The sequence below is a fragment of the Nocardia sp. NPDC049526 genome (assembly GCF_044465765.1).
Classification (GTDB): domain Bacteria; phylum Actinomycetota; class Actinomycetes; order Mycobacteriales; family Mycobacteriaceae; genus Nocardia.
This window is the reverse complement of record NZ_JBITMA010000017.1, coordinates 41,728-59,902: the sequence shown is the minus strand read 5'-3', so window position 1 is coordinate 59,902 and position 18,175 is coordinate 41,728. Positions and strand designations below refer to the sequence as shown.

Here is an 18,175-nt window from a genome sequence, read left to right as displayed (position 1 = left end):
GCTCGTAGGATGGGCCGCGTGGAATCCCCCGATGCTTTCGCGGCTGTTTTGACCGACGGTGCCCCGGTCGCCGAATCCGGTGCGGCACAAGAGGTTCTACGCCGCGTATTCGGCTACGACAGCTTCCGCGGTGATCAGCGGGAGATCGTCGAGCACGTGGTCGGCGGCGGGGACGCGCTGGTGCTCATGCCGACGGGCGGCGGTAAGTCGCTGTGCTACCAGGTGCCCGCACTGGTGCGTCCCGGCGTCGGCGTGGTGGTGTCACCGCTGATCGCATTGATGCAGGATCAGGTGGACGCGCTCAGCGCGCTCGGCGTGCGCGCCGGATTCCTGAACTCGACGCAGTTCCCGGACGAGCGGCGGATGGTCGAGGCGCAATTCGTCGCGGGGGAGTTGGATCTGCTGTATCTCGCGCCCGAGCGGCTGCGTCTGGAGTCGACCGCCGCCCTGCTGGATCGGGGCAAGGTGGCGCTGTTCGCCATCGACGAGGCGCATTGCGTATCCCAGTGGGGCCATGACTTCCGACCCGACTATCTGGGCCTGTCGATGCTGCACGAGCGTTGGCCCGACGTGCCGCGGATCGCGCTCACCGCGACTGCGACGGCGAAGACCCGCGACGAGATCATCGAGCGCCTCGACCTCGGGGCTGCCCGGCGTTTCGTCGCCAGCTTCGACCGGCCCAATATCCAATACCGGATCGAACCCAAGAACCGGCCGGACCGGCAGCTGCTGGACTTCATCAAGACCGAGCACGCCGGAGACGCCGGCATCGTCTACTGCCTGTCGCGCAACTCGGTGGAGAAGACCGCGGCCTTCCTCACCGAGAACGGCGTCGAGGCGGTTCCGTATCACGCGGGCCTGGACTCGCGCACCCGCGCGACCAACCAGGCACGGTTCCTGCGCGAGGACGGCCTCGTCGTGGTCGCGACGATCGCCTTCGGTATGGGCATCGATAAACCCGACGTGCGCTTCGTCGCCCATCTCGATCTGCCCAAGTCCGTCGAGGGCTACTACCAGGAGACCGGACGAGCGGGCCGCGACGGGTTGCCGTCGACCGCGTGGATGGTCTACGGGCTCGCCGATGTGGTGCAGCAGCGCAAGATGATCGACTCCTCCGACGGCGACGCCACCCACCGCAGGCAACTGCAACTGCATCTGGACGCGATGCTCGCCCTGTGTGAAACGGTGTCCTGCAGGCGAACTCAGCTACTGGCGTACTTCGGACAGTCGGGGCAGTCGTGCGGCAATTGCGACACCTGCCTGACCGCGCCGGAAACCTGGGACGGCACAGTGCCCGCGCAGAAGGTGCTCTCGACGGTGCTTCGGCTGAAGCGGGAACGCGGACAGAGCTTCGGCGCGGGCCATATCGTCGATATCCTGCTCGGCAAATCGAATCCCAAAGTGCTGCAACATGCTCACCACGAGCTGAAGGTCTTCGGCATCGGCACCGATCTGCGCGATGTCGAATGGCGCGGCGTCATAAGGCAATTGCTCGCACAGGGACTACTCGCCGTGCACGGCGACTACGGCGTGCTCATCCTCACCGAGGCCAGCAACGAGGTGTTGTTCGACGGCCGGGAAGTGCTACTGCGCCGCGAACCGGAGCGTGCGGTCAAACCAGCCAGGACACCCAAGGCGGCGAAGGGCAAGTCCCCGGCTGCCGACCTGTCTTCGGCAGACGTGCCGCTGTTCGAGAAGCTGCGTGAATGGCGGGCCGCGACGGCCAAGGAGCAGGGCGTACCCGCCTACGTCGTCTTCCATGACGCGACGCTGCGGGAGATCGCCGCACGCAAGCCCGCGAGCCTGTCCGAACTCGGGACGGTCGGCGGTGTCGGTGAGAACAAACTGGCCAAATACGGCGAAGGAGTACTCGCCGTCCTGGTCGGAGAAGTGAGCAACGCATGATCGGGCGGCGCGGGTTTCTGGCGGGTGCGGCCACCGCTGCGGCAGGTGCATCGCTGGTCGGTCTATCGCCCGCCGATGCGGTTCCGGTCGCGAGTGGTGTCACCAAATTCGACTTCCCGACCGACGGCAATGTGCGGGTGCTCGTCACCGGTGATGCGGGCACCGGCACCCGCACCCAGTGGGCCGTCGCCGACGCGATGCGGGATTACCATCGCCGCCAACCGTTTTCGCTCGCCCTCGGCCTCGGTGACAATATCTACGAGAGCGGTCCGTACAGCGCCGTCGATGCCCAGTTCGCGGACAAATTCGAAAACCCCAATGCGGGACTGGATTTCCCGTGGCTCATGGTGCTCGGCAATCACGACAACAGTTCGGTCCTCGGCGGCGACGGTGGTTGGCTGCTGCGCGGCAACAGTGAGGTCGAATACCACGCGAATTCGCCACGCTGGTGGATGCCGAGCCGGTACTACTCGGTGCGGATACCCGAGCCGCAGCCGGTGGTCGAATTCTTTGTGCTGGACGTCAATCCGCTCGCCGCCTACATCCCGCCGATATTCGATCCGTACTGGGCGGTCGACGGCCAGTTCATGAACGAGCAGCGCGCCTGGCTCGACCGCGCCATCGCCGAGTCACCCGCTGAGTGGAAGATCGCCTGCACCCACCATCCGTATGTGAACAACGGTCCACACGGTGACGCCGGCCGCTACGAGGGGCTCTCGGCGGCACCGATCAACGGCATCCACGCGAAGCAGTTCTTCGAGGACCATGTCGTCGGCAAATGCCACTTCATCCTCTCCGGGCACGATCATTCGCTGCAGGTGCTCGAGCCGACCGCGGTATCGAAAGGCACACGCCAGCTCGTCTCCGGCGCGGCCGCCAAAACTGTAGCCGCGGAACCGAAGCTGAATCCCGGCGGCTCCGGCAACGCCGCCCTGTTCGAGAACTATCACGAGCTCGGTTTCATGGTCCTGGACCTCACCGCGAGCGCTGTCGACCTCACGGTGGTCACCGTGGATCTCGCGAGCGGTGGTGCCAGTGTGGCGTTCGAGCACCGACTTGCCTGAATCGCAATGAAATTGCCCGGCGTCGAACCGGTTCGACGGCTAGCGTGCACGATATGGCATCCGGTGATGGCCCCACCGACGACGGGTCCGACCTGGGCGGCTCGCCGTCCACAGACCCTGGCGATCCGCCGCCGTATCGGCGCGGCACCCACGACCCCGCGGTGGAATCCGTCTGGCTGCGCCACCGTCCGCCGCCACCGCCGCGTCCGCGCGGCCTGCCACGCATGACCACGGTCTTGCTGGTTGGGGCCTTCATCGCGGTGCTCCTGCTGTATCTCGCGGTCCGGCCGGGTGGCTAGCGCAACAGCCGCGGAATAATCCGGTTGCCGAGTCACTTAAAGTTGACCGTTATGAAGGAACAGGGGCGCAAGGTCATCGCGACCAACCGCCGGGCGCGGCACAACTACACGATCCTGGACACCTACGAGGCCGGGATCGCGCTGGTCGGTACCGAGGTCAAGAGTCTGCGCGAGGGTAAGGCCTCGCTGGTGGACGCCTTCGCGACGGTCGACAACGGCGAGGTGTGGCTGCGCGGTCTGCACATTCCCGAGTTCAGTCACGGCACCTGGACCAACCACTCCCCGCGCCGGGTGCGCAAGCTACTGCTGCACAAGCGCGAGATCGAGCGGCTGGTCGGTAAGTCGCGCGAGGGCAACCAGACATTGGTGCCGCTGTCGATGTACTTCTCCGACGGCAAGGTCAAGGTCGAGCTTGCGCTCGCCAAGGGTAAGCAGGACTACGACAAGCGACAGGATCTGGCCAAGCGGACCGCCGAGCGCGAGGTCACCCGAGAATTGGGGCGGCGGATCAAGGGTATGCGCTGACCGCCGTTCTGTTGGCGTTGGTGGCCGCGGTCGGCTACGGCGTCAGTGATTTCTTCGGCGGGGTGGCATCGCGGCGCGTGACCGCCCTGCGAGTCGTGATCGTCTCCTACCCGATGTCGACGCTGTTCGTCCTCGTGCTGCTGCCGCTGATCGGCGGAACCCCGGACACCGCATCGATGCTGTGGGGGCTGGCGGCCGGTGTGGCGAGCGGGTTCGCGGTGTGGTGGTTCTATGCGGCGCTGGCCAGCGGCCCGATGGCGGTAGTGTCCCCGTTGACCGCTTTATTGGTCGCTGGAATTCCGGTGCTGGTCGGTCTGGGGATCGGCGAGCGCCCTGGTCCACTCGCCATCGCCGGCATCGTGTTCGCACTCGGTGCGGTCTACCTGGTGAGCCGGGAATCGCCGGACGACGTCACCGAGGAGATCACCGGCGGGCGTGAGCTGCGCTTCACGAGGAAAGTGGCGCTGCTCACCATCGGCTCGGGCGCGGCCTTCGGACTTGCCTTCGTCTTCCTGCACGAAACCCACGCGAGTGCCGGAGTCTGGCCGCTGCTGGCCCAGCGCGGTGCGGCGAGTCCGATGGTCTGGTTGATCGCTCTATCGGCTGGGGAGTTCCGTCCGCTGCACGGTGAACCGCTGCGGTTGGCGGCCTACATCGCGGTGCTCGACACCATCGCGAATGCCGCATTGCTGTACGCCTTCCACGGTTCGCTGCTATCGCTGGTCAGTGTGATCGGCTCGCTGTATCCGGCCGCGACCGTCCTGCTGGCGATGGTGCTGCTCGGGGAACGGGTCGGTCACCAGCAGCAGGTCGGGATGGTGTTGGCATTGGCGTCGGTCGGATTGATCGCTGCGGCCTGATCGGCCCCTCGCCCGGCCCACCCGTCAAAGGCCGTTTGACCAAGGTCGAGGCGAACTCGTGATGGAGCGTTCCGCTGCCGATGCGACCATGTGCCCCTCGATCTTGGTGCGGCACGGGCAACAAGCGATGGGCTGGCCTCGGTCCGACCGCATACGTGCAGGTCGTGAGGGTGATTCGCGCCGCATGGATAATGGAATGAACGCGGCATGGCCGAGTGTTAAAGTAACTAGCCCGACAAGGTGTCGGGACGTACGGGGCTGAACGGTTTCGACTGCGTACGTAGATTTAGGGGAAGCGTGTCGGTGCAGGCAAGAGACCACCGTAAGCGTCGCTGCAACCAATTAAGCGCCGATTCCAATCAGCGCGAGTACGCCCTCGCTGCCTAAGTAGCAGGTCGTCTCTGTCAGTCCGGGTTCGTCCCTCGACCCGGGTACTGGCATCAGCTAGAGGGAATTACCGTCCGGCTCGGTCGCGGAGTCGGACGGGACATCCAACAGCGACTGGGATCGTCATCCGAGCTTGTTCGCGAGACCCGGAGATCCGAGTAGAGACCTAGCGAACTGCACACGGAGAAGCCCTGAAGACGCGGCGGAGGACCCGGGTTCGATTCCCGGCAGCTCCACGAAAAGGCCCGGTCCACCTGGACCGGGCCTTCGTCGTTTTCGGTGGATCGTTCGGAACTACACGCAGACGCCGCCGAGGTTTACTGCGGTGACGGTGGTGTACCCGGCTGCTGGTTGGTAGTCGGGCGGGCCGTCGTAGTAGACGGCGCTGACGATGTGCTGGCCCGCGGTGTCCGGAATCCAGAGGATGCTCGCGGTGCCATTGGTGACCGGCACGGTTCCGACGATGTTCCCGCCGAGGCCGGGCAGGCGGCTCGTGAATTCGACGACACCGCTTTGCACCGGAGTGCCATCAGGGCGCTGCACGGTTGCCTGCGCAGTCTGCCCGCAGCCGACCGACGCGACACTGTTCGCACCGAGTGCCGGGCCGACCATCGCCACCGACAGCGTCGGAGCGATCATCGCATTCGCTTGGGGTGCCAAGGTTGTCGGTACTGCCAGACACGCAGCCGCCAGCGCCACACCGGCCGCGCCGCGCGAGAGTCCGCCCATCATGCCCGCCTTTCGCTGTGCCGACCGAGCCGCTCATGGCCCGGGCGTAGGTCGTCGCACGGTACCTGAGACGCGGATCACATCCGTGCAGGCCGCGCCGAGAATCCCGGGAAAGCTCGGAGCATCGTCGCACGTGCAGACCGTCCGAGTGGAACTCGTTGCGCCATACCGGAGGACGTGGCAATGAGCAGCGCGGTGGATGAGATCAAGAACCGGGACGTCCAGTCCGAGCTGACGGTTGCCCGGCATTCCCTCCCGAAACCGAGTCGTGCGGCGTTAGTGTTGCACCGCGCTACATAGCCACGTTCCAGCAAACCTCGGACGGAGCGTTATGGGACACAGGACAGGCATCGCCGCGTGTGTTGCGGCTGGGCTGTTGATCGTCACGGGTTGCGGAACGCCGACCGACACCACCGGAACTTCCGCGCAATCGACCGCGTCGGGCGCCGAGCCCGCATACGCCGCCGCTATCCGGCCGGTGATAACCACGCTGATGAAGGACAATGCGATTCCGGGCGCTGTGGTGGTCGTGAAATCACCGAAGCAAGGCGATTGGGCAGCGGCATTCGGTACCCGAGCCATCGACACCCGCGAGCCGATCGAAGTCGACGATTACTTTCGCGTCGGCAGTAATACCAAGACGATGACGTCGACGGTCATCCTGCAGTTGGCGCAGGATGGCAAGCTCTCGCTCGACGACCCCATCGACAAGTATTGGCCCGGCGTGCCGAACGGTGATCGAATCACGATTGCTCAGCTGAACGAAATGCGAAGCGGGCTATACAGTTACACCTTCGACCCGCAGTTCAATGCCGCGCTCGACAACGAGCCGCAGAAGGTATGGACGCCGGAGGAATTGCTGGCCATCGCGTTCGCGCACCCGGTGAACTTCCAACCCGGGGAAAAGTTCGAATACAGCAATACCAACTTCATCCTGCTCGGTCTGGTCATCGAGAAGCTCACGAAAACGACTGCCGCCGAGAGTTTTCAGAAGCGCATCTTCGAACCGCTGAGCCTTACGCACACATCACTGCCCGCGCCCATCGACTCCTCGATTCCGGATCCGCATCCCCAGGGCTATGCCTTCGGCACCAACGTTTCCACCATCGATACGTACGCACTTCCTCCCGCGGAACAGGCCGAGGCCGTCGCGGGCACCCTGAAACCGGGCAACCAGACAAATATCAATGTGTCTTGGGCGTGGACCGCCGGTGGTGCGATCTCGACGGCCGCCGATATGGCGACGTATGTGAAGGCGCTCGTCGGCGGTGGCCTGCTCGATGCGAAGATGCAGCAGACTCGGTTGGACAGCATTCAGCCGATCGATCCCGCCAATCCGGAGCAAGCCGGATACGGCCTCGGCATCGTGCGATTCGGTACCCACCTCATCGGACACGACGGTCAGCTCCCGGGTTTCATGACCTTCATGGGCCATGACCCGGCATCGGATCTCACGATCGTGGTCGCCACGAACCTTGCGACGGTTCCGTCGGGTGAGGGGTCCGCCCTGGTGCTGGTCAAAGGCATGCTGCCGACCTTCTACGGTGCTGATGCCCTGCCGGGGAAGGATGTGGCGACCACCGGCGCGAGTCCGACCAGCACCGCCGCGACAACGACCCCCGGTCGATGACATGAAGGTGATGTCGGATGGATGAGACCGGCGTACTCATCGCGGGCGCAGGCCCGATCGGCCTGACCACGGCGATCGAGCTGCGCCGCAGGGGAGTTTCGTGCCGGATCATCGACCCACTGCTGGAACCACCCCAGTATGCGAAAGCCGTTGGTATCCAACCCCGCACGCTCGAAGTGTTCGAGGGTATGGGCGTACTGCGTCAGGTGCTGGACGCGGCGATCCGATTGCGCGGCCAGATCCTTTACATCAATGGTGCCGAGGTCGCACGGATGGATCTGTCGCTGCCGCCGGAGGTGCCGTTCACCGACGGTGTGCTGGTGTGTATCCCGTTGCCTGGCAGGTCCCGGTACCGCATCTCGATGCTCGTCCCCGACGAACTCGCGAGCGCTCCGGCGGCCGACGGCGACAATATCGCGCACGGGTTCGAATCCGGGCGCATCCCCGAACTGTCGCATCTGCAGGCGGTGCTGGACCGGCTTGGACCCGAGCCGGCCAAAGCGTCCGAACTGCGATGGTCGTCGGTATTCCGGATCAGCCACCGGATCGTCGATTCCTACAGTCGCGGAAGGGCTTTCGTTGCGGGCGATGCCGCGCACATTCATCCGCCGACCGGCGCGCAGGGCATGAACACCGGTATCCAGGACGCGCACAATCTCGCGTGGAAGCTCGCGCTCGCCGTCGAAGGCGATGCGGCCACGGATCTGCTGGCCAGCTACGACGCCGAGCGCAGACCGGTCGGCGAAGAGGTGGTCGGCCGGACGGTTCGCAGTGCCCGCGAGGGCATCGGCGCGGATTCGACCGATCCGGATTATGTGATGCAGCGCGAAGCCCAGTTGTTGATCGAGTACGGCGACAGCCCGATCGTGGATGAGAGCTTCGACGAGGCGACGCCGAGGCCGGGCAGCCGCGCACCCGATGTCGCTGGTCTCACCCGTGACGCCGTGAGCTTCGATGTCCGGCTGTTCTCATTGTTCGGCCGGATCGAGCACACGATCCTGATCTACGCAGACGAAACCGCCACCGCGCCAGACCTTCGCGAGTTCGAGCAACTGGCCGCCGCCGCAAACGTTACAGCGCACGGTCATCTCGATGCCTATCTCATCGCTGCCCCGAAAGCCGATGTCGCCGAGACGATCCTGCCGCTGATCCGCGATACCGGTGGAAAATTCGCGCACAGCTACCGTGCGCGGCACCGCTCGGTTTTTGTCGTCCGTCCGGACGGCTATCTCGGGTTCGCGCGGCGTCCTGCGAGTAGTGCCGAGGTCACCGACTACCTGAAATCGACATTCCGCTGAACACTTCAGATGCGTGGCGGACGGTCGGGCACGAGAAGTTCGCCCAGCTCCAGCAGTACACCGAGTACGACCAAATCACTGTGGGCGTAGGAAAGCTGGAACCCGGTGCGAATAGCGGCGGGCGCGCGGGGAGCCGCCGAGTGCGGCCCGAGGTGCCGAAAGTTACGCGCCGCCGACCCGGCCCGGAAGATAATGCGACGTAGCAGGCATACGAGGAGGAAGCCGTGCGGTACCACGCCGGGCTGGAGGGCGAGGCGACATTGCGAGTCGCCGTCGAGTTCACCGATGCCGCGCGCCGATCGCTCGGCATCACGTGGTCGGTCGCCAACGCATCGGCTGCCCGCAAGAAGCTCGAGTACGCACGGATATTCCTGGTCGCACCAGGCGACGATCCGCAGCGGAGGTACCTGGACCTCGTGGACCGACGGCCGTCGGCGTCGGTGCAGCTACCAGCTGATCTGGCCGACGGCGAGTACGCCATCGAGGTCGACGCCTACGGCAGTGCGAGCTGGGGCGATGGCAGGTTGGACGCCCGCGGACGCAGCGTTTCGTTCACGATCGGCCCGGGCGAGTCAGGCTAGAAGGGCCGTGGGTCGGGTAGCCCGCTGTCGGCGCAGGACGGCGAGGTGATCGGACCGGCCGCCCGTTTTCGCCGCGATCAGGGTTCTGTTTCCACCTCGATCGGCGTAGCCTCGGTGCTGTGCTGTGCTGCGCTGCCAGCGAATGCACCAGATCGATCAGATTGCCTACGGTTACCAGACTGTGCACCTGATCATTTCGCAGTGGGTCGGCCAGTGAATCGCAGCGGAATTGCGGGAGTACTCGCTCGAGATGGGCCAACCCCGCCTCGCTGACCACCTCGCTTCCGAGTTCGTCGTCCGGAATATCAACCGCAACAGCGCGGCGACATCGGCGCCGGAGATCTCCACACCGGAGTCCCGGTGGATGCGGAAACCACATATCCAACAGATCGATCGACTCAGCGCCGAGTTCGTCGATCAGCGACGACTCCGGGCTGATCCGGGTTTCTTCCAGGCCGATCGCGTCCGCGACGGACGTGATGACCACGGCCGTAAGATCTTCGGCTCTCATGCGAAGACTCCGGCCCGTGCACCCAGGCGTGGACCTCGAGCAGACCTCGAGCCCATCCGAACGACCTGGTTGCCGGGCATGCAAGTCAGATTGGTTGTGAATCAATGCAATTCGTCGGATCGAACCGTTACCATGAGGAAATGACCGCGATGCGGCTTGGTAACGGGACGTCGATGCTGCGGGTCGCCTGCGCGGGCGTGGGCATCAATGCCACAGGGGCCCAACTACTTCGAGTGACCGACGAGATCGACTACCGGCTGCCCGGCGGTGTGGTGGCGCGGATCGGGGCACCCGGACAAGAGGGTGCCGCCAAGCGCGCGGTCGATGTCGCTCGATGGCTGGAGTCCGCCGGAATTCCTGTGGCGCAGGCGGTTTCCGATCTTCCGCAGCCGGTGGTGGTGGACGGTCGCGCGGTGACCTTCTGGCACGAGTTGCCGCAGCACCGCGCCGGCACACCCGGCGAAGTGGCCGCGGCGCTGACGAGATTGCACGGGCTGGCGCCCCCGACGGATTTGGAAATCGGACAGGTGGCGCCCTTCGTCGGACTCGATGAACGCATCGAAGCCGCGCACAGCATGAGCGCGGACGACAGATCCTGGCTGCGTAGGCATTTGGCGGAACTGCGGGGTCGCTGGGCTGCGCTGCCGACCGGACGGCCGTGGTCGGTCATCCACGGCGCCGCGTGGAGCGGCAATGTGGTCGTCGCGGAGGACGACAGCGTGATCCTGCTCGATACCGGACTGGTGTCGATCGGACCGCCGGAATGGGATCTGGTGCATGCGGCGATCGAATGCGCGTCGTTCGGCTGGATCACCGATGCGCAGTATGCCGAGTACTGCCAGGCCTACGGCTGCGATGTGATGCGCTGGGACGGCTTCTACCTGCTGCGAGATATCCGGGAGTTCCGGATGGCCACAATGGCCGCGCAGGCGGCCGCCGCGAATTCGGAGTATCAGGAGCAGGCGGATCTCCGCCTGGCCTGTGTGCGCGGCGATATCGGCCCACGGGTGTGGGACAGATGGACGGCGCTGTCATAACGCGCTTGTGACGGAGCGGGCGGACGTCCGGAAGATCGTCCGCCCTATCGGGTTCAGCCCTGTTGGGTCGGTACGACGATGGGCTTGGCCACCTGTGCCCGGCACATGACAAGACAATCGGCGTTCATGTCGCCTGTGACAGCAGGAATTCGATTGCGGCAGTGGGGTGCAAGCCCGCTGTGCTCTCATAAGCAGTGGTGAAGGCTTCAGCACCGAGTGCTTCGCGGGCTCGGTCTGCTGGTGCGACGAGATTGTCGTACCCGCGCCGATCCTCGGTGCCGAGCATGGCGGCCGCCGCACCGAGTAGGTGGGCCGCGGCGGTTGCGTTGGCGTCGCGCATTGCCAATGCGGCATACAGATGCGCGAACATTGCCAAATCGTCCGGTTGTGCCCCGCTCGCAGTGGTCATCGATCCGTTCCGACCGATGATCAGCCCCTTGGTCGCCGTATCGAGCACCCGCCGAGCCCGCACCGGATCGTCGTCGAGAATCGCGATGAGCGCTCGAAAACCAGCACTCCGAGCCCGAATTCGAGTACCGAAGGCGGTGGTGGCGAGACCGGTTTCGGCCCGCTCGAGTTCACGCAGTGCCGCTTTCCGATCCCCGCGACGCAGCAGATACTCCGCACGCGCAAGCCGCACATAAGTCGCGGTGCCTGGCTCTGCGGCCGCCTCGACATGTTGTCCGGCCCGGGCCAGCGCAGCTTCGGCACGGTCGAGTTCGCCGAGTCGGGCCAGCGCGGTGGCCGATTCGGCACAGACGGCCGCGGCATCACCCGCACTGCCGAGCTCTTCGAAGGCCGCGGCGGCACGGGTGAGCGATGTGATCGCCGCGGGCAGATCACCATGGCGCAGCTGGTCGTCCGCGATCGACTGAAGTGTCGTCGACAAACCGAAGCGTTCGCCCACGGACTCGAATTCCTTTTTCGCACTGACCAATTGGTCGATGCTCGTACCGCCGAGCAAGAGCGCAATACCACGCTCCCATCCGACGGGCCCCGGCCATGAAGCCGAAAGGCGCTGCCCCTCGAGGAATGCGGGTGCTACCAGCAGCACCGTGCGAGCAGGCCCGTTGGGCAAACCTGAGCTCCTTGCGATTTCGAGACCGGCCGCCACCGTCCGCATCCCGTCCTCGATCGCCCCGCTCTCATACCGCGACAACCCATCGAGCACACCGCGCAATGCCCGCAGCTCGTCCGGCACCTCGCCCCGAAGCTCCAGCACCGCCCGCATCCAATGCAGCCGTTCGCTGTGGATCCCGCGCAACGTCCAATACCAGAACATCGCCGCGATCAGCCGAATGCCCAACTCGACAGCACCGGTGTCAACCGCGAATCGCAATGCGGCGGCGATATTGTCGCGCTCGGCATCGAGCCGAGCGAGCGCATCGAGCTGCCCGGCGGACCGCAGTTCGGCCTCCGCCGATTCGGCGAGCCGCAGCAAGTACTGCGCCTGCCTGCCTCGAACCGCATCCTCCCGGCCGGACTCCGTCAATCGTTCCAACGCATACGACCGAATGGTCTCGAGCATTCGATACCGCTCGCCGCCGCGTTCGACCAACGACTTGTCCACCAACCCGGTGAGCAACTCGAGATCGCCGACGGTATCGAGGTTCGCACCGGCCGGAAAGACCGCCAGCCACATGACAAGTGCACGTTCGGACTCCGACAGCGGCGCCCAACTCCACTCGATGACCGCGCGCAGTGTCCGATGTCTGGCGTGCGCCGTCCGGCTGCCGCGCCCGAGCAGCGTGAACCGATCATCGAGCTTCGCCGCGATCTGGCCGACCGATAGTGCCCGCAGCCGCGCTGCCGCCAATTCGATGGCCAGCGGCAAACCGTCCAGCCGTCGGCAGATCTCGACCACGGCGAGGGCGGTACCGGCGTCGAGCGCGAAATCTGGACGGACTGCACGCGCTCGTTCCACGAAAAGCCGCACCGCAGGAAAGCTTTCGGCCGCGGCCGCATCAGCGGGCCAGGGCAGCGGGTGAATCTGGTGAATGTGTTCGCCATCGACCGCGAGTGATTCCCGGCTGGTAGCCAGCACCCGCAGCTCCGGACACGCACCGAGCAGCCGGTCGACGAGCTCGGCGACCGCATCGACGAGATGTTCGCAATTGTCCAAGATCAGCAGGACATGTTGTCGCGCAAGATATTCCGCCAGCCGATCCACCGGATCACCCGACGATGGCTCGAGCAGCCCCACCTCACGGACACCGATCGTGGTGAGCACCGCAGACACCACCTGTTCCGGATCGCGCACCGCGGCGAGTTCGACCAGCCAGACGCCACCGGAAACCCGCTCGCCCACCTCGACGGCGAGTCGAGTCTTACCTGCGCCACCCGGTCCGACAATGGTGATCAGCCGGGCGGCCGCGAGCCGCGCCGTCAGATCGGCCACATCATCGTCGCGCCCAACGAAACTCGTGACCTGGGCGCGCAGGTTGGTGCGTCGGCGCGGTGCCGCGGATTCCTGCCGCAGAATCGACAGGTGCAGTTCGCTCAATTCGGGGGACGGATCGATGCCGAGTTCGTCGCCGAGCCGATCCCTGGTGCGTTCGAAGGCGGCCAACGCATCGGCCTGCCGGCCTGCCGCATACAGCGCACGAATCAACAGACCCTGGATGCGCTCGGTCAGCGGATGCGCCTCGGCCAGCGCGCGTACTTCGTCGAGGACATCATTGCCTGCGGCGACCTCCAGTCCGAGCCGGTGTTCGGCCGCGCCGAGCCGCAACTCGTCCAACCGCACCGCCGCGTCGGCCGCGAACCGCAGCTCCAGCAGTTCGGTCAGCGCCGGACCGCGCCACAGGGACTCGGCCTCGCGCAATGCGGACAGATCATCCGATTCCCGCCCGCCCGCGGCCAGGCGTTCGAACCGGACGATATCCACATCGACCGGATCGATGACCAGCCGATAACCGGGCGCGAGTCCCTCGATCCGCGCCGTGCCGACCGCGCGCCGGACTCGGGACACCAAGGCCTGCAACGCATTCACGCCGTTGTCCGGCGGGCGTCCGTCCCAGATCGCATCGGCGAGCGCATCGGCGGGCACGATCCGGCCGGGTTCCATGGCGAGCCGGGCCAGCAATGCGCGCACCTTGACCCCGGCGATCCGAAGCGGTCGGTCCTCGTCATCGCGGACCTCGAAGGGGCCGAGCAGCAGTACACGCACAGCGGTAAGCCTGCCGTATCGGGCAGTTGAGTCGACGTTCTGGTGGATCGGCTAACGACTGTGCGGGAGGATGCCGAGTGTTACGGCCAGTCCGGCCGCGATGCATCCGGCGGCCGCCGCGCTCGTCGGGAAGGAACGGGTGATGGTGGCGATGCCGGCCACGAAAATCAGGCAGGTTGCCGAGGCCAGCAGCGCGGTTCCGCGATCGACACCGGCGGGGCGGTGAAATCGCTTGTGCGTCACTGTCATGTTCAGGGGGTACCCGATCGCCGAGTTATGAAACTGTTATCCACCGCGACAGGCCGAATCATTCCGTGACAACTGCCGTCTCCGGCGCATCGCGAGTGGTAGTACTGGCAGATGGGCAATGACGAGACGGACCCGGACCTGATCGAACTCGCCACCAAGATCTTCGAGCTAGCTCGGCACGGCGATGCCGAGCGGCTCACGGCGTACCTCGATGCCGGTGTCCCGGTGAACCTCACCAACGACAACGGCGACACGCTGCTCATGCTGGCCGCCTACCACGGTCATCAGGACGCCGTCCAGGTGCTGCTCGCGCGTGATGCCGACCCGAATCGAGCCAATGACAAGGGACAGACCCCGCTGGCCGGTGCGGTCTTCAAGGGCGAGACCGAGATCCTGCGCGCCCTGCTCGCCGCCGGTGCGGATCCGGATGCCGGGACACCGTCCGCGCGGGCCGCGGCCGCCATGTTCGGCAAGAACGATCTGCTGGGCTTGTTCGGGGCGTCCTGAGCGTTGACCGATTGCCATGAGCACGAACGCGGATTCGGCTGCGTTCGTGCGGGTCGGTATAGTCGCCGCGGATGAGTAGTGTCACCACCCCAGATAGGTCGAAGCCCGTGAACCGACGATTCGGGCGCGCGGTGTGGCTGGTGCCGGTGCTGCTCGTCGCCTTCGCCACCTGGTGCCTGATGGCGCCGCTGTGGCCCTTCCACCGGATCACCGGTGGGTTCATCGACCTGCAGGTGTACCGGCTCGGCATCGAGGCACTGCGCGACGGCGCGGATATGTACGGCCAGCTGCCGCAGACCACCATCGGCATCGGCCTGCCGTTCATCTACCCGCCGTTCGCCGCACTGGTGCTGAGCCCGTTCGCGCTGCTGCCATGGGATGCCGCGGCCTTCACCTTCTTCATCTCCTCGACACTCGCGCTGGCTGTCACGCTGTATCTGGTCGCGCGGCGGCGCTGGCCCGAGCGTGGCTCGTTGCAACTCGCGCTGCTGGCCACCTCCTGTGCGACACCGCTTGCCATGCTGCTGGAGCCGGTCCGCTCCACGCTGGACTTCGGACAGGTGAACCTGCTGCTGATGGTGCTGGTCGCCGCGGATGCGCTCACCGCGAAGCCGAAATGGCGACGCGGCATGCTGGTCGGCGTTGCCGCCGCGATCAAGCTGACACCGGCCGCATTCGTGCTCTACTTCCTGGTGCGCCGGGATTATCGCGCCGCGGTCACCGCCGCGATCACCGGTGCGGTGGCGACCGCGGTCAGCTTCGCGATCCTGCCCAAGGAATCGGTCAACTACTGGTTCGGCGGGCTCGGCAATGTCTCCGGACTCAGCGGCTCCTCCTTCCATACCAACCAGTCGATCCAGGCCGTGCTCGCCCGATTCGGCGTGGAGAAGCCGCTGTTCACCGTGCTGTGGCTGGTGCTGAGTGCGGCGCTGCTCGCGCTGGTGGTGCCGGCCATGCGGCAGGCCGCCGAAGTGCCCGCACTTGCGCTATCGATCAACGCCGTCTTCACGCTGCTGGTATCGCCGATCTCCTGGTCGCACCACTGGGTGATGATCGCGCCCGCACTGTTCGCGATGGTCTGTTACGCGACCACACTGCCGCGCGGTCGGGCGATCGGCTGGTATGTGGCGATCGTCCTCACCACCGCGGCATTCGTCTACGGGCCGCAGAACTGGCTGCCGGGCGACAATCGCCGCGAATTGGCTTGGACTCCTTGGCAACACCTGTGGGGGAACACCTACGTGTGGTTGAGCGTGTTGCTGGTCGTTGCGTATCTCGTCGCCGGCAAACGGGCGAAGTCGCAAGCGGGCGAACGCGATTCCGCGCCGAAGGATATCGATCTCGTCGATCTGGCAGGTCCTCGCCCGGCAGCCTGACCATTTCTGGGATGCTGGATTTTTGGACGGAGGGCGCCGCGTGGTCGCGATCGATATCGAACGGAATCCGAAGTCGGCGTGGCCGCTGACGCCCCTGCGCGCGGTGCACGCGCGCGGGCTCGGCGGGGTGCCGCCGACGGCATTGGTGCTGATCGGGATTGTCAGCGTGCAGGTCGGCGCGGCGCTGGCCAAACAGCTGTTCACCGCCACCGGGGCCGCGGGTGCGGTCACACTGCGCCTGTTCTTCGCCGGGGTGGTGCTGCTGGTCGTCTGGCGGTCCGCGCTGCGGATCGAGCGGCGGGCGGTACCGGTCGTGCTCGGCTACGGCACCGTGCTCGCCTCCATGAATCTGTGCTTCTACCAGGCCATCGACCGGATTCCGCTCGGTATGGCGGTCACCCTCGAATTCTTGGGGCCGCTCACCGTCGCGCTGGCCGGCTCGCGGCGCTGGACCGATCCGGTGTGGGCCGTGCTCGCCGGTGGCGGCGTACTGCTGCTGACCAAGGCGGGCGGCGATGTCGGCTGGTCGGGTGTGCTGTTCGCGCTGGCCGCGGGCGCCCTGTGGGCGAGCTACATTCTGCTGAGTGCCGCACTCGGTGACCGGACCAGCGGCGGTGGGGGATTGGCCATTGCGATGGCCTTCGGCGGTGTGCTCATGGTCCCGGTCGGTATTGCCGACGCGGGCGCCACGCTGTTCCAGCCCTCGGTCCTCGCTGCCGGTTTCGCGGTCGCGATGCTGTCGTCGGTACTGCCGTATTCCGTGGAACTCGAAGCGCTGCGGCGGATTCCACCGCGCGTCTTCGGCGTGCTGATGAGCCTGGAACCGGCGGCAGCCGCACTCGCCGGACTGATCGTCCTCGGCCAGATCATGCACGCGGCGCAATGGGTGGGCATCATCTGCGTGGTGGCGGCGTCCATCGGAGCAACCCGGACAGCGCGGCGGAAATAGTCAGCAGCTCGCACTACCCGGCGCGAAGATCGGGATTTCGCACCACCACGGCTTGATCACCGGCGGTGTCGCCGGTGCGCCCGCGACGATCCAGTCGCCCTGTACCGATACCTCGCGGCGCGACAGCGGTTCATTTGCCGGACCGGTGGCCACGGATCCGTCGAGGTTGAATTTGCTGCCGTGACAAGGACAGTTGATGGTGCCGCCAGCGATTTCGTCGAGGGCACAGCCCTGATGCGTACAGATCACCGAGAAGCCCTGGTAATTACCGGGATTCGGTTGAGTCACCACCGTGTCGCCGAGGATGAGCCCGGAGCCGACCGGTACGTCGGAGGCACGGGCGAGTGCGTTCTCCGGTGCGCCCTGCTCGACCTGCGGCGCCGGTGCGGGTTGCTCCTGGACCTCTTGCCGGGCGGGTAGCGGTGCGAATGCGCCCGCGACGATCCATTCCCCCTGTACCGAGATGGTGCGCGCGGCGAGCGGCTGGGTGGCCGGTCCGGTTGCGACGGAGCCGTCGAGGTTGAATTTGCTGCCGTGACAAGGGCAATTGATGGTGCCGCCACCGATCGTGTCGACGGCACAGCCCGCATGTGTGCAGATCACCGAAAAAGCTTGGTAATAGCCCGGACTCGGCTGAGTGACAACCGTATCGCCGAGTAGCACGCCGGAGCCGATCGGCACGTCGGAGGTGCGGGTGAGTGCGGTGCCCGGTGCGGGTTCCGGCCCAGCCGGCACCTCGGTCGGGGGCGGCGGCGGTTCGGCGGCAACGGAACCCGATGTCGTCGTCGGTACCGCGGTGGAATTGGAGGTGGCCTGCGTCGATGAGTTTTCGCTCGTAGAACAGGCGGCGACAACTGCCGCGGCCCCTGCTCCGATGACGATTGTTCGACGGTTGACGTGTTCGGCGCTCATCGTGACCTCGGCGTTGTCGGCTCGTTGTTGTAGGTGTTACGAGATAGCCGCCGATTAGGTTCGAGGTCGTTTCGGATTCTTGCCGAGGTTGGCGCTGCCTACCGCCCGGGTGAGACTGGGACCGGGCGGGGCAGCCACCGGCTATTGAACGGAACAGTCCTGAGACGAGAGGTAGGCGTTCGATGAG

Annotated in this window: 16 protein-coding genes and 1 other RNA gene; 13 read left to right on the top strand and 4 right to left on the bottom strand. The window is 65.8% G+C overall.

All coding sequences use genetic code 11. The features are described 5' to 3' along the window. The first annotated feature begins 18 nt into the window (after nucleotides 1–18). From recQ to ssrA, 6 genes are all read left to right on the top strand, one after another. Entirely contained in the window at nucleotides 19–1,905 is a 1,887-nt protein-coding gene (gene recQ / locus ACIBW7_RS37015) for a DNA helicase RecQ (protein WP_397054725.1), read from the top strand. Then, a complete protein-coding gene (locus ACIBW7_RS37010; RefSeq protein ID WP_397054723.1) occupies nucleotides 1,902–2,969 on the top strand; it encodes a metallophosphoesterase in 1,068 nt (355 codons plus the stop codon). The genes recQ and ACIBW7_RS37010 overlap by 4 nt, the downstream gene beginning before the upstream one ends. Before the next feature lie 53 nt (nucleotides 2,970–3,022). After that, nucleotides 3,023–3,268: a hypothetical protein gene (locus ACIBW7_RS37005; protein WP_397054721.1), complete on the top strand. Its 246-nt coding sequence runs from the start codon at nucleotides 3,023–3,025 to the stop codon at nucleotides 3,266–3,268. A 51-nt stretch (nucleotides 3,269–3,319) separates the two neighbouring features. Beyond that, nucleotides 3,320–3,793 carry an SsrA-binding protein SmpB gene (smpB, locus tag ACIBW7_RS37000; protein WP_040694424.1) on the top strand — a complete coding sequence of 158 codons (474 nt, stop codon included), beginning with the start codon at nucleotides 3,320–3,322 and terminating at the stop codon, nucleotides 3,791–3,793. Nucleotides 3,794–3,801: 8 nt separating this feature from the next. After that, nucleotides 3,802–4,653, top strand: a complete 852-nt coding sequence (locus tag ACIBW7_RS36995; protein WP_397054869.1) for an EamA family transporter — start codon at nucleotides 3,802–3,804, stop codon at nucleotides 4,651–4,653. Nucleotides 4,654–4,907: 254 nt separating this feature from the next. Then, nucleotides 4,908–5,279: a transfer-messenger RNA gene (gene ssrA / locus ACIBW7_RS36990) on the top strand. A gap of 55 nt (nucleotides 5,280–5,334) precedes the next feature. Here ssrA and ACIBW7_RS36985 read toward each other — a convergent pair. Continuing rightward, a complete protein-coding gene (locus ACIBW7_RS36985; RefSeq protein ID WP_397054719.1) occupies nucleotides 5,335–5,769 on the bottom strand; it encodes a hypothetical protein in 435 nt (144 codons plus the stop codon). Between the two features lie 331 nt (nucleotides 5,770–6,100). Between ACIBW7_RS36985 and ACIBW7_RS36980 the strand changes: the two genes are divergently transcribed. The 4 genes from ACIBW7_RS36980 (at nucleotide 6,101) to ACIBW7_RS36965 (ending at nucleotide 10,826) form a co-directional block, all read left to right on the top strand. Continuing rightward, the gene (locus ACIBW7_RS36980) at nucleotides 6,101–7,399 is read left to right on the top strand and encodes a serine hydrolase domain-containing protein (protein ID WP_397054717.1); all 1,299 of its coding nucleotides are present in this window, start codon (nucleotides 6,101–6,103) and stop codon (nucleotides 7,397–7,399) included. 17 nt (nucleotides 7,400–7,416) lie between these two features. Continuing rightward, entirely contained in the window at nucleotides 7,417–8,697 is a 1,281-nt protein-coding gene (locus ACIBW7_RS36975; RefSeq protein WP_397054715.1) for an FAD-dependent monooxygenase, read from the top strand. A gap of 224 nt (nucleotides 8,698–8,921) precedes the next feature. Next, nucleotides 8,922–9,278 (top strand): hypothetical protein, encoded by a 357-nt coding sequence (locus ACIBW7_RS36970; RefSeq protein WP_397054713.1) that lies wholly within the window; start codon nucleotides 8,922–8,924, stop codon nucleotides 9,276–9,278. A gap of 651 nt (nucleotides 9,279–9,929) precedes the next feature. Next, nucleotides 9,930–10,826, top strand: a complete 897-nt coding sequence (locus tag ACIBW7_RS36965; protein ID WP_397054711.1) for a phosphotransferase family protein — start codon at nucleotides 9,930–9,932, stop codon at nucleotides 10,824–10,826. 124 nt (nucleotides 10,827–10,950) lie between these two features. On the opposite strand, the gene ACIBW7_RS36960 is transcribed toward ACIBW7_RS36965, so the two are convergent. Next, nucleotides 10,951–13,995 carry a BTAD domain-containing putative transcriptional regulator gene (locus ACIBW7_RS36960; protein ID WP_397054709.1) on the bottom strand — a complete coding sequence of 1,015 codons (3,045 nt, stop codon included), beginning with the start codon at nucleotides 13,993–13,995 and terminating at the stop codon, nucleotides 10,951–10,953. Nucleotides 13,996–14,046: 51 nt separating this feature from the next. Continuing rightward, nucleotides 14,047–14,244, bottom strand: coding sequence for a hypothetical protein (locus tag ACIBW7_RS36955; RefSeq protein WP_084508582.1), 198 nt, complete (start codon nucleotides 14,242–14,244; stop codon nucleotides 14,047–14,049). Between the two features lie 111 nt (nucleotides 14,245–14,355). Here ACIBW7_RS36955 and ACIBW7_RS36950 point away from each other — a divergent pair, with 111 nt between their 5' ends. From ACIBW7_RS36950 to ACIBW7_RS36940, 3 genes are all read left to right on the top strand, one after another. Beyond that, on the top strand, nucleotides 14,356–14,751 hold the full coding sequence (locus tag ACIBW7_RS36950; RefSeq protein ID WP_397054706.1) for an ankyrin repeat domain-containing protein: 396 nt from the start codon (nucleotides 14,356–14,358) through the stop codon (nucleotides 14,749–14,751). Between the two features lie 107 nt (nucleotides 14,752–14,858). After that, the gene (locus ACIBW7_RS36945) at nucleotides 14,859–16,127 is read left to right on the top strand and encodes a glycosyltransferase 87 family protein (protein ID WP_397054704.1); all 1,269 of its coding nucleotides are present in this window, start codon (nucleotides 14,859–14,861) and stop codon (nucleotides 16,125–16,127) included. 40 nt (nucleotides 16,128–16,167) lie between these two features. Continuing rightward, nucleotides 16,168–17,076 (top strand): EamA family transporter, encoded by a 909-nt coding sequence (locus ACIBW7_RS36940; protein WP_397054702.1) that lies wholly within the window; start codon nucleotides 16,168–16,170, stop codon nucleotides 17,074–17,076. Here ACIBW7_RS36940 and ACIBW7_RS36935 read toward each other — a convergent pair whose 3' ends face one another. Next, nucleotides 17,077–17,988, bottom strand: coding sequence for a Rieske 2Fe-2S domain-containing protein (locus tag ACIBW7_RS36935; protein ID WP_397054700.1), 912 nt, complete (start codon nucleotides 17,986–17,988; stop codon nucleotides 17,077–17,079). Nucleotides 17,989–18,175: the final 187 nt, after the last annotated feature.

Coding starts and splice junctions, on each gene's coding strand:
- ACIBW7_RS37005 (WP_397054721.1), top strand. CDS start 3,023: ATGGCATCCGGTGATGGCCCCACCGACGACGGGTCCGACCTGGGCGGC.
- ACIBW7_RS36975 (WP_397054715.1), top strand. CDS start 7,417: ATGGATGAGACCGGCGTACTCATCGCGGGCGCAGGCCCGATCGGCCTG.
- ACIBW7_RS36950 (WP_397054706.1), top strand. CDS start 14,356: ATGGGCAATGACGAGACGGACCCGGACCTGATCGAACTCGCCACCAAG.
- ACIBW7_RS36985 (WP_397054719.1), bottom strand. CDS start 5,769: ATGGGCGGACTCTCGCGCGGCGCGGCCGGTGTGGCGCTGGCGGCTGCG.
- ACIBW7_RS36955 (WP_084508582.1), bottom strand. CDS start 14,244: ATGACAGTGACGCACAAGCGATTTCACCGCCCCGCCGGTGTCGATCGC.
- ACIBW7_RS36965 (WP_397054711.1), top strand. CDS start 9,930: ATGACCGCGATGCGGCTTGGTAACGGGACGTCGATGCTGCGGGTCGCC.
- ACIBW7_RS37010 (WP_397054723.1), top strand. CDS start 1,902: ATGATCGGGCGGCGCGGGTTTCTGGCGGGTGCGGCCACCGCTGCGGCA.
- smpB (WP_040694424.1), top strand. CDS start 3,320: ATGAAGGAACAGGGGCGCAAGGTCATCGCGACCAACCGCCGGGCGCGG.
- ACIBW7_RS36980 (WP_397054717.1), top strand. CDS start 6,101: ATGGGACACAGGACAGGCATCGCCGCGTGTGTTGCGGCTGGGCTGTTG.
- ACIBW7_RS36935 (WP_397054700.1), bottom strand. CDS start 17,988: ATGAGCGCCGAACACGTCAACCGTCGAACAATCGTCATCGGAGCAGGG.